Origin of the sequence: Streptomyces sp. NPDC006197 (assembly GCF_040613865.1) — a bacterium.
Classification (GTDB): Bacteria; Actinomycetota; Actinomycetes; order Streptomycetales; family Streptomycetaceae; genus Streptomyces.
Map to the genome: position 1 here is coordinate 1 of NZ_JBEXSZ010000213.1, position 10,335 is coordinate 10,335.

Annotated in this window: 9 protein-coding genes and 1 pseudogene; 4 read left to right on the top strand and 6 right to left on the bottom strand. The window is 74.1% G+C overall.

The genetic code is table 11. From position 1 onward, the window contains the following. Positions 1–93 (top strand): annotated as a pseudogene (locus ABZ318_RS37250) (1-acyl-sn-glycerol-3-phosphate acyltransferase); the annotation flags it as partial. A 21-nt stretch (positions 94–114) separates the two neighbouring features. Here ABZ318_RS37250 and ABZ318_RS37255 read toward each other — a convergent pair. Together ABZ318_RS37255 and ABZ318_RS37260 are read right to left on the bottom strand one after the other, a co-directional pair. Beyond that, positions 115–1,203 (bottom strand): CU044_5270 family protein, encoded by a 1,089-nt coding sequence (locus ABZ318_RS37255; RefSeq protein ID WP_356906855.1) that lies wholly within the window; start codon positions 1,201–1,203, stop codon positions 115–117. Further along, on the bottom strand, positions 1,200–2,150 hold the full coding sequence (locus tag ABZ318_RS37260; RefSeq protein WP_356906856.1) for an RNA polymerase sigma factor: 951 nt from the start codon (positions 2,148–2,150) through the stop codon (positions 1,200–1,202). Before ABZ318_RS37260 ends, ABZ318_RS37255 begins: the two co-directional genes overlap by 4 nt. Before the next feature lie 131 nt (positions 2,151–2,281). Here ABZ318_RS37260 and ABZ318_RS37265 point away from each other — a divergent pair, with 131 nt between their 5' ends. Next, positions 2,282–3,907 (top strand): serine protease, encoded by a 1,626-nt coding sequence (locus ABZ318_RS37265; RefSeq protein WP_356906857.1) that lies wholly within the window; start codon positions 2,282–2,284, stop codon positions 3,905–3,907. 87 nt (positions 3,908–3,994) lie between these two features. Here the strand turns inward: ABZ318_RS37265 and ABZ318_RS37270 are convergent, their stop codons facing one another. Then, positions 3,995–5,314 (bottom strand): aminotransferase class I/II-fold pyridoxal phosphate-dependent enzyme, encoded by a 1,320-nt coding sequence (locus ABZ318_RS37270; RefSeq protein WP_356906858.1) that lies wholly within the window; start codon positions 5,312–5,314, stop codon positions 3,995–3,997. A 45-nt stretch (positions 5,315–5,359) separates the two neighbouring features. On the opposite strand from ABZ318_RS37270, the gene ABZ318_RS37275 reads away from it, so the two are divergent. Together ABZ318_RS37275 and ABZ318_RS37280 are read left to right on the top strand one after the other, a co-directional pair. Beyond that, the gene (locus ABZ318_RS37275; protein WP_356906859.1) at positions 5,360–6,646 is read left to right on the top strand and encodes an MFS transporter; all 1,287 of its coding nucleotides are present in this window, start codon (positions 5,360–5,362) and stop codon (positions 6,644–6,646) included. 23 nt (positions 6,647–6,669) lie between these two features. After that, positions 6,670–7,560: a hypothetical protein gene (locus tag ABZ318_RS37280; protein ID WP_356906860.1), complete on the top strand. Its 891-nt coding sequence runs from the start codon at positions 6,670–6,672 to the stop codon at positions 7,558–7,560. A gap of 70 nt (positions 7,561–7,630) precedes the next feature. On the opposite strand, the gene ptsP is transcribed toward ABZ318_RS37280, so the two are convergent. From ptsP to ABZ318_RS37295, 3 genes are all read right to left on the bottom strand, one after another. Further along, on the bottom strand, positions 7,631–9,301 hold the full coding sequence (ptsP, locus tag ABZ318_RS37285; RefSeq protein ID WP_356906861.1) for a phosphoenolpyruvate--protein phosphotransferase: 1,671 nt from the start codon (positions 9,299–9,301) through the stop codon (positions 7,631–7,633). Between the two features lie 80 nt (positions 9,302–9,381). Further along, positions 9,382–9,831 (bottom strand): PTS glucose transporter subunit IIA, encoded by a 450-nt coding sequence (locus ABZ318_RS37290; RefSeq protein WP_356906862.1) that lies wholly within the window; start codon positions 9,829–9,831, stop codon positions 9,382–9,384. Positions 9,832–10,115: 284 nt separating this feature from the next. Continuing rightward, positions 10,116–10,335 (bottom strand): hypothetical protein (locus tag ABZ318_RS37295; protein WP_356906863.1); only part of this gene is annotated, 220 nt, incomplete at its 5' end.

The following is a 10,335-nucleotide window of genomic DNA, read 5'->3' on the forward strand; positions in this document are numbered from 1 at the left end:
GTGCCCCGCCGCAGAATCGGCTTCTGGTACCGCCTCGCGGCGGTCATCGCCAAACCCCCCCTGGTGGTTCTGTTCAAGCGGGACTGGCGCGGGGCGGGCCCCGGCCTTTTCCGGTCAGCCCTTCGGCTGCTCCCCGCGCGCGGGGACGGCCGCCTTGGCGAGCACGGCCGAGACCCCGAGGACCGTCCCCGTCCGCCCGGCCGACGTGTTCTCGGTGAGCACCGTGCGCTCACCGAGGAACGCCGACGTCGTCCGGTCGAAGATCCACTGGGTCTGCTCGCCGTGGGAGGTACGGGCCACGGCGACGCCCTCGCGCCCGGCCGCGTCCTTCGCGGACGGCAGCACGGTCACCCCGGGGATCCGCGCCGCCGCCTCGTACAGCGCGGCGGTGACCTCCGGCGGCGCCCAGGTCTCGGCGAGCAGGGTCCCGATCGCGGTGAACGCCCGCTGATCGGCGTCCCCCCCGTCCGCGCGCGTCTGGTCCCGGATCAGGCGCAGCAGCACCGCCGGATCCGTGGGAAGGGTCGCCACGTACGCGTGCGTCGGGTTCGTGACGGAGGGCGGCGCCGCGGCGGCGGTGGTCTTCCGGGGCGTGGCCCCGCGATGCTCCAGCTCGTACACGGGCAGCTCGACGCCGAGCTCCGTGTCGGCGGCACCGGGCTCGCGCAGCAGACCGGGCCGGCTGCCGTCGACGGAGAGCCACACCTCGCGCTGATGCGCGGGCGGCAGCGCGGCGGGACCGCCGACCGCGTCGCGCCCCGCGTGGGCGACGAGGCTCTTGACGTAGACGTACCCGCCGGGCCTGGCGTCCGGGGCGGGAGCGGAGGCCGCGGCGAGCGCGGCACCGGACAGGACCCGCACGGCCTCGGGTGAGGCGGGCTGCGCCGTTGAGACACGGCCCGGGGAACCGGCCGATCCGTCCTGGGGCGCGAGCACGGCGACGCCGGCGACGACCGCGCAGGCGGCCACCGGTGCGGCGATCCAGCCGAGCCGGAGCCCCTGGCGGGGACGGCGGGCGCGCACCGGGCGGGCGGTCGCGCCGTCCCCGTCGGCCAGGGCGGTCCGCAGGACGGCGTGCCTGAGGTGCTGGTTCCGCTCCACCGGCAGATCGGGCACCGGAGGCGGGGGCAGCAGCTCGGCGAGCTCGGCACGCAGGAGCTCGTCCGCGTCGGCGCGCGGCGGGCGGGGGGCGGAGGCGTTCATGCCTGGTTCTCCGAGGTGGGTCGGGGCGCGAGGGCCGGGCGGACGGTCGAGCGAACGGGGAGGGAGCAGGGCGCGGCGAGGGGGCCGGGTACGGCGCCGGACGGGGGCGTCGGCACCGCGAGGGCTCGGGGCACGGTTTCCGACGAGGGCGTCGACACCGCCGAGGGGTCGGGCACCGGTTCCGACACGGGCACCGCCGGAGCTGCGGGCACGGCGCTCGGCGACGACACCGACACCGCAGGAGGTCCGGACACCGCGGGGAAACCGGACGCCCCAGGGGCTCCAGGCACCGCGACGGATCCGCGTGCCCCCTCGGCGGCGTCAGGCGAGCCGCCCGCCCCCGCCAGGCCGCCAGGGGCGGGCCGCCCGGTCGAGCGGACCGCCGCAGCGGCGGACCGCTCCCGGCGCCGCGCCGCGCGCAGTTCGGCCTCGGCCAGCTTCCGGAGCCGTTCACGGGCCCGGGACAGCCGGGAGCGGACGGTGCCGACCGGGATTCCCAGCGCCTCCCCGGCCGCGGCGTAGTCCAGACCCGCCCACACCACGAGCGTGAAGACCTCGCGCTCACGCCGCCTGAGCCTGCCGAGCGCGGCACGGGCGGCGCGGAGCTGCTCGCCGTCCGTCATCCGGGTGAGGACGTCGTCGGCGAAGTCCGGCAGGACGCCGCGCTCGGGGATCCTGGCGAGCGCGGCGTCCCGCCTGCGCGCCTCGCGGGCCGCGCCGCGCATGATGTTGGTCGCGATGCCGAGCAGCCACGGCCGCAGGCTGCCGCCGTCGGCGTGCACCTTCCCGCGGCAGCGCCAGGCCTCCAGGAACGCGGCGGACACGACGTCCTCCGCGGCCGCCCGGTCCCCGCACACCCGGTAGGCGTAGTGGTACAGCACGCGTGCGTGCTCGTCGTACGCCTCGCCGAGCGCCGTGGGGTCCCCGGCGCGGAAACGATCTCTCATAGGTGATTCCACATCTGGCACTGGGCGATGGTTCGACAGGGTTCCCGTGACCTGGAGCACAGCCCCCACCGCACCCCGCCGATGTGGCCCAGGTCACGGGAACGCCCCGGCCGCCACGAGCAGTGCTGGGCATGAACGATTCCTCGGCACACAGCCGTACGGCGGACAGCACCGCCGAACCCCGTACCACCGGCCGCCGCACCGTCCTGCGCACCCTGGCCCTCGCCGGAGTCCTCGCGGGCACGACCCTCTCCGCCCTGCCCCCGACCGCCGTGGCGGCGTCCGGCGTCTCCGAGACGTACACGCTGACGATCCGGCACCTCGACCGCGCGGGCCACGCCACCGGCGGCTACCGCACCCACGTGACCGGCATCTCGGGCCGGGGCGCGCGGGAGGAGGCCGCTCCCTACGACGAGTCCGGCACGGTCACCGTCCGCCTGCCCAAGGGGCGCTACCTGCTCGACTCCACGCTGTACGGCCCCGATCCGGCCACCGGGACCGACTGGGTCGTCCAGCCCCGCCTGGACCTGAACGGCGACAGGACCGTCACCGTGGACGCCCGGACGACCGCCCCGGTGGACGTCCGTCCGCCGGAGTCGGGCGCGCGCCGCCTGAACGGCATCGGGTTCGTCGAGGTCACCCACGACGGGACCACCCGCTCGGCGAACATCATGACGGCCCGTGAGGGTCTGCGCGTGGCCCACCTCGGCCCGGCCTCGGAACCGGGCTCGGTCAAGGAGTGGTTCGACACCTACTGGTCCGGCGCCCGCGCCGACTACGCGCTCGGCTACACCTTCACCTCGAACCGAGCCCTGACCGGCCTCGTCCGGCACCCGGCGGCCGACGAGCTGGCCACCATGAAGATCCGGGGAGCCGCCCCCGAGGGCGCGAGCGGCACCGGGTCCGTCTCCGTCCAGCCCAGCGCGGGCCCCACCATCGGCCTCGCCCAGTCCCTCCGGCTTCCCGCCACCGCGACCGTCCTCGTCACTCCGGAGCGCGGTCTCTGGGACGTCACCTTCACCGGTCCGGCCGCCCCCGAGACACCGCCCAACCGCTACGAGGCGAACGGAATCGCGGTCCACGCGGGCGCGACGACCACCCACACCTTCGACAACGCCGTCTTCGGCCCGGCCCTCGACACGAGGCCCGGCGCCCGGCCGGCCGGCGTCCGTGACGGCGACAGGATCGCGCTCGACATCCCGCTGCTCGCCGACGGGGACGGCCACGCCCCGAGCGCACCGCGCTTCCGCACCGCGACCACCACGCTCCACCGAGACGGCGTCCTGATCGGCACCCGCCGGGGCGAGCCCGGCCGCGCCGAGTTCACGACCACCCCCGGAGCGGCCTCGTACCGGCTGACCGCCTCGGCGACGCGAGGGGAGGGCACGGCGTCCGGCGGACGCGTCACCGCCTCCTGGACCTTCACCTCGGCCGCCGCCGCCCGCCCGGCGGCCCTTCCCCTCAGCACGGTCAGCTTCGCCCCGGACCTCGCCCTGGACGGCACCGCCCCGGCGGGAGCCCTGCTCCGCGTGCCGGTCACCGTCCAGGGCGCGGCCACCGGGACCGGCGTCCGGTCCCTGACCGTGTCGATGTCCGTCGACAACGGCGCCACCTGGACCCGGGTTCCGGTCCGCGACGGCCGGGCGGAATTCCGCACCCCCGGTCCGGGCAGGTCCGTCTCGCTCCGCGCCGAACTCACCGACGCCCGGGGCAACACCCTCACCCAGACCCAGCGCAACGCCTTCCGCACCCGCTGAACCGGCACCGACCGGACGCTCCGGGGAGGGCCGACGCCTTCCCCGGAGCGTCCGCGCGTCCCGGCCACGACATCGCCCGGCGCGCCGTCACCCGCCGTACGTCGCCTGGGCGTCCCCCAGGACCTCGGCGAAGTCCGCCGCGAGGCGCGGAGCGTCCGCGGGCGCGAGCGTCGCCGTCGTGATCCGTACGGCCGGCGGGGCCGCGATGCGGAACCGCGCCCCGGCGGCGACCCACCAGCCCTGCGTCCGCAGCCCGTTCACCACCGCCGACTCGTCCCGCACGGGCACCCACACGTTCAGACCGCTCGCCCCGACCGCACGGATCCGGTACGCGCCGAGCGCACCGATCAGCGCCGCGCGCCGCTCCGCGTACGCCTCCTCGCCCGCCGCCACCAGATCCCGTACCGCGTCGTCGGCGAGGAGGCTCGCCACCGTCTCCTGCAGGACGTGGCTGACCCAGCCCGAGGTCATCAGCATCCGCCCGTCGTGCCGCGCCAGCGTCACCGCGTCGCAGGCGACCCCGGCCCAGCGCAGGTCGATGCCGAGGTGCTTCGACACGGTCCGCACCTGCGCCCACCGGTCCAGCCCCGCCGCCGCCAGGGTGTACGCCGCGGCCCCGCCGACCTCCGCGTTGTGATCGTCCTCGACGACGAGCACCTCCGGGAACTCCCGGAGCACCGCCACCAGTTCGTCCCTACGCGCCCGCGTGAAGAACGCCCCGGTCGGACACTGGCCCCGGGGACTGCACACCACCGCGCGCACCCCGCCCCGCAGCGCGGCCCGCAGCGACTCCGGTACGAGCCCCTCGCCGTCCACCGTCACCGAGACCATCCGCAGCCCCAACGCGGGTACCAGGTCGAGCAGATGGTGGAACCCGGGATCCTCCACCGCCACGGCGTCCCCGGGCCGCAGCTCCGTCGACAGCAGCCGGGCGATGCAGTCGAGGGCCCCGTGCGCGAACGTGACGTGCTCCGCCGGCACCCCGTCCCGCTCGAACCACGCCCTGGCCAGTGCCTCCAGGTGCGCGAGCCGCGGGGCGGCGCGGTGGGACCCGTACACCGGGGCGACGGCCGCGGGGGGCCGCAGTACGGGGAGGAACGCCGGGTCCGGATGCCCCCCGGCGAGGTCGACCAGGCCGGCGGGCACGCGCGGCGGACGCCGGGAGGCCACCGACGGCACCTCCGCCACCACGGTCCCGCCCCGGCCCCGCGTGACGATCAACCCCCGCTGCCGCAGCTCCTTGTAGGCCGTGGCGACGGTCCCCGGACTCACCCTCAACTCGTCGGCGAGCCGCCGCACCGGCGGCAGGGCGTCGCCCGGGGCGAGCCCGCCCTCGGACACGCCCCGCTCCACGGACGCGGCAATCCCCTTGGCCGTCGCCCCTTCGATCGCATATTGTGCTGCCACGTAATCAAGTATGTATCAATACAAAGCAGTTGGCAAGGGGGATCCATGAACCGCACCACCCGACCCGCCCGCCCACCCCTCAAGGACCGCATCCCCGGCGGCACCGACGGCCGCCGCATGCTCGTCATCGGCTTCATCGACAAGTGCGGCACCGGACTCTGGGCCACGGCCACGGCCCTCTACTTCACCTACGTCACCGGCCTCGGCCTCGGCCAGGTCGGTCTCCTCATCGCCCTCTCCGGCGCCGCGGGCATGGCGGGCGCCCCACTCGGCGGCCGCCTCGCCGACCGCTTCCCCCTCGTCCGCGTCATCATCTGCACCCAACTCCTCCGCGCCGCCGCCCTCCTCGCCCTCCTCACCACCGACGACTACCTCCTGCTCGTCCTCTTCTCCGCCGCCGGCGCCCTCCCCGACCGCGCCACCAACGTCCTCACCAAGCTCTACGCGGCCCGTGTCGCCGGCCCCGACCGCATCCGCTACCAGGCCATCAACCGCACCACCTCCAACCTCGGCTGGACCCTCGGCGGCCTCGGCGCCGCCGCCGCACTCGCCATCGGCTCCACCACCGCCTTCCAGCTCCTGCTCGTCGGCGACGCCCTGTCCTACCTCCTGATGGCCGCCCTCACCCTCCGCTGCGCCGAACCCCCCGCCCCCACCGCCTCCCGCGTCGCCGCGACCTCTGCCGGCCCGGCCCCCACCACCAAGCCCTCCAACCCCTGGCGCGACCGCGGCTTCCTCGCCTTCACCACCGGCGACGCCGTCTTCTTCCTCCACGACTCGATCCTCCAGGTCGCCCTGCCGCTCTGGATCGTCCACGCCACCGACGCCCCCGTCGGCCTCGCGCCCCTCCTGATGGTGGCCAACAGCGTCCTCGTCGTCCTCTTCCAGGTCCCCCTCTCCTGCTTCGGCGCCACCACCGACGCTGCCCGCCGCCTCCTCGTCCCCCTGGCCGGCCTCTTCGCCGTCGGCACGCTCGCCCTCGCCGTCTCCGCCCTCGGAGGCCGCACCCTCGCGATCACCGCCCTCGTCACGGCCGCCGTCGCCCTCACCTTCGCCGAGATGATCCACACCATCGCGTCCTGGGAGATCTCCGTCGCCCTCGCCCCCGACGACGCCCAGGGCGCCTACCTCGGAGTCCACGGCCTCGCCCAGTCCACCCAGCGCTTCGCGGGCCCCCTCCTCATGACCGGCCTCGTCTCCGCGGGCCCCCTGGCCTGGCCCCTCCTCGGCGCCGCCCTGGTCGCCACCACCGCCGCCCAGAACCGCCTCGTCCGCCGACGCCTCACCGGACCGTCACTGTCAGTGCCGAAGGTTACGGTGAGTGAGCACTGATCGGAGCGTCACCAGGGGGAGACATGACCCGTACCGGCACCACCACCGCACACCTCCGCCGCGCCCTGCGCCGCGAGATCCCCAGCACCGTCGGCCTCCTCGCCGACGAGCACGACTTCGCCGCCATGCGCCAGTACCGGACCTTCGCCTTCGACGACCACGCCACCTACCTCCGGCAGGTCGAGGCCCTCCTCAAAACCCTCTCGACCCAGGGCGGCCACACCACCGTCACCCTCTTCGACCCCGAGGAGTACGCGGCCTGGTGCGCCGAGACCGGCACCGACCCCGACCACCCCGCGAGCCGCAGCCGCTTCACCGCCCACCTGGCCACCACCGGCGCCCGCGTCACCTACACCGGCCAACCCCTCACCACCCTCCTCCCCGAGCTCGTCGACACCGCCGTCCGCCAGGCCACCTGGGAGTACGCCACCACCGTCCTCGCCACCACCGGCGACTGCGCCACCTGCGGCAAGGACATCGGCAAAGCCGCGTATGAGCGGGCGGGCCGCCTGCTCCTACGACTCCTCGAAGCCGCGGGACCGGGCACCCACCACCTCGTCTGCAGCGTCCAGGCCGCCGACGACCAACTCCTCGCCGTCCTCCACGCCCACGGCACCACACCCCCCGAGGACGCCACGGGCCCGGAGTTCACCGCCGTACTCGCCACCGGCATCGCCCTCACGGCACCCGGCGGAATCGTCCTGCGCACCACCACACCCGACGCCCCCGACCGCCTCCGCGGCTGGCGCCTCACCGACGGCACCCTCACCCCGCTCACCGAGGCCGAGGTCTTCGCCGCCTACTGCACCGACGCCCGCACCGGCGAGCCCCTCTCCCCGGAACCGGGCGTCGAGTACCACGCCGGCCTCCCCCTCGCCCCCGACCCCGACGACGACTGGCCCGCCCACCACTGACCCCACCCACGACGAAGGGGCTCCCCGCCACCAGATGACGGAAAGCCCCTTCGCCGAGCACCTCGGGGGATCACTCCCCGGACAGCACCGCCTGCGCGGCGAGCCGCGCCTCGTGCGCCGTGTCCGCGGCACGCGCCGCGGCCGCGGCCCGCTCGCACTGCGCCAGCGTGTACTTGGCGAGCGTCGCCCGCACATACGGAATCGACGCCGCACCCATGGACAGGGAGGTGACCCCCAGACCCGTCAGCACACACGCGAGCAGCGGATCCGAAGCGGCCTCACCACAGACACCACAGCTCTTGCCCTCGGCCTTGGCCGCCTCGGCGGACAGCGCCACCAGGTCGAGCAGCGCCGGCTGCCACGGATCCTGGAGCCGGGACACCGCACCGACCTGACGGTCGGCCGCGAAGGTGTACTGCGCCAGGTCGTTGGTGCCCAGCGACAGGAACTCGACCTCCTGGAGGATCGAGCGCGCCCGCAGCGCGGCCGAGGGAATCTCGACCATCGCACCGAACTTCGCCCGCAGCCCCGCCTCACGGCACGCGTCGGCGAACGCCTTCGCGTCCGTACGGTCGGCCACCATCGGAGCCATGACCTCGAGGTACACCGGCAGCCCCTCGGCCGCCTTCGCCAACGCGGTCAGCTGCGTCCGCAGCACCTCCGGGTGGTCGAGCAGCGACCGCAGGCCCCGCACACCGAGCGCCGGGTTCGGCTCGTCCGCCGGCGTCAGGAAGTCCAGCGGCTTGTCGGCACCCGCGTCGAGCACCCGCACGACCACACGGCCCTCGGGGAACGCCTCGAGAACCTTGCGGTACGCCTCGACCTGCTTCTCCTCGGACGGCGCCTTCTGACTGTCGTCCAGGAAGAGGAACTCCGTACGGAACAGACCGACACCCTCGGCGCCGGCCTCCACCGCCGCGGGCACGTCCGCCGGACCGCCGACGTTGGCCAGCAGCGGCACCTTGTGACCGTCGGAGGTCGCGCCCGGACCGCTGGACGTGGCCAGCGCGGCCTTGCGCTCGGCGGCCGCCTTCGTCAGCTCCGCCTTCTTCTCCTCGCTCGGCTCCACGAAGATCTCACCGGTGGAACCGTCGACCGCGATGAGCGTGCCCTCGGCCAGCTCACCCGCACCCGGCAGCGCCACGATGGCCGGCACACCCAGCGCCCGCGCGAGGATCGCGCTGTGACTGGTCGGACCGCCCTCCTCCGTCACGAACCCGAGCACAAGGGTCGGGTCGAGCAGCGCCGTGTCGGCGGGCGCCAGGTCCCGCGCGATCAGCACGTACGGTTCGTCGCTGTCCGGCACGCCCGGCATCGGCACGCCGAGCAGCCGCGCGACGATCCGGTTCCGCACGTCGTCCAGGTCCGCGACCCGGCCCGCCATGTACTCGCCGGCACCCGCGAGCAGCTCGCGGTAATGCGAGAAGGCGTCGTAGATCCCGCGCTCGGCCGTGCTGCCGACCGCGATCCGGCGGTCGACGTCGGCGATGAGCTCCGGGTCCTGGGCGATCATCGCCTGGGCCTCCAGCACCGCCTGGGCCTCGCCACCGGCCAGGTTGCCCCGGGCGATCAGGTCCGCGGCCACAGCCTCCACGGCCTGACGGGCGCGCCCCTGTTCGCGCTCCGCCTCGTCCGGGGGGATCTGCTTGGCCGGCGGCTCCAGCACGGCCGTACCCATGTGCCGGACCTCGCCGATCGCCACTCCGTGGCTGACGCCGACGCCTCGCAGCGTTGTCTCCATCTCACCCGTCTCCGATTGAGCGACGGCCCCGGCCGCCGCGTTGAATGTCGAACTCGCGGTCGTCACGAGGACGGACCGGCTCAGCTCCAGCCGAAGAGCTGGTCGCCTGCCTTCACGTCGCCGTCCTCGACGACGTCGGAGAGCGAGTCCGCGGTGGCCTCCAGGGCCACGACGGGACAGATGGGGGACTTGCCGGCGGCCTCGACCTCGGCGGGGTTCCACCGGACGACGGCCTGTCCGCGCGTCACCCGGTCGCCCTTGCCGACGAGCAGCTCGAAGCCCTGCCCGTTGAGCTGGACGGTGTCGATGCCGAGATGCGTCAGCACACCGTGCCCCTCGTCGTCGACGACGACGAAGGCGTGCGGGTGCAGGGAGACGATGACCCCGTCGATGGGGGAGACGGCCTCCGAGGGCTCACGTACGGGATCGATGGCGGTACCGGGACCGACCATCGCACCGGAGAAGACCGGGTCGGGAACTGCGGCGAGACCGATGGCGCGTCCGGCAAGCGGCGACATCACGGTTGTCATGGGAAGCCTCCCAGGGGCGGAGATCGTGTGGCGCCGTCACTGCCTGTCCTGGACGGCGCATACTGTTCTGAAGCGTATGTCATGGGAAGTCCCGGTTCCGCACGAGACGTACCAATTGTGCGGAGCTAGGGACTACCGGAACGGTTTGCCTCTACTGACGGTGGGATGTACTGTCGTACTCCTGCCTGACCCCAACGCGGCCTTGAGTCGCGGGTCGGCAGCACCTATCAAGCCAGATCCTAACCCCAGTGGTCTACACCTCTGCATGCTCGCAGGGGACGTGGTCAGGGGGACCGAGAAAGCCTGGTAATGTTCAACCCCGCCGGGAACGGGAAGCGCGAATAGCGAATTCCAGCCCCGGCAGCCCGCTCCAGCGGGTGGCAGAAACGGAAATCGGGTCTGCTAAGCTGGAAACGAAGGAAGCGCCCGGAGGGCCCGGAAACGGGACCGAAGGAAGCGTCCGCACCTTGAGAACTCAACAGCGTGCCAAAAATCAACGCCAGA

Excerpts from the sequence above, each read along its gene's own strand:
- ABZ318_RS37265 (WP_356906857.1), top strand. The coding sequence starts at position 2,282 with ATGAACGATTCCTCGGCACACAGCCGTACGGCGGACAGCACCGCCGAA.
- ptsP (WP_356906861.1), bottom strand. The coding sequence starts at position 9,301 with ATGGAGACAACGCTGCGAGGCGTCGGCGTCAGCCACGGAGTGGCGATC.
- ABZ318_RS37290 (WP_356906862.1), bottom strand. The coding sequence starts at position 9,831 with ATGACAACCGTGATGTCGCCGCTTGCCGGACGCGCCATCGGTCTCGCC.
- ABZ318_RS37280 (WP_356906860.1), top strand. The coding sequence starts at position 6,670 with ATGACCCGTACCGGCACCACCACCGCACACCTCCGCCGCGCCCTGCGC.
- ABZ318_RS37275 (WP_356906859.1), top strand. The coding sequence starts at position 5,360 with ATGAACCGCACCACCCGACCCGCCCGCCCACCCCTCAAGGACCGCATC.
- ABZ318_RS37260 (WP_356906856.1), bottom strand. The coding sequence starts at position 2,150 with ATGAGAGATCGTTTCCGCGCCGGGGACCCCACGGCGCTCGGCGAGGCG.
- ABZ318_RS37255 (WP_356906855.1), bottom strand. The coding sequence starts at position 1,203 with ATGAACGCCTCCGCCCCCCGCCCGCCGCGCGCCGACGCGGACGAGCTC.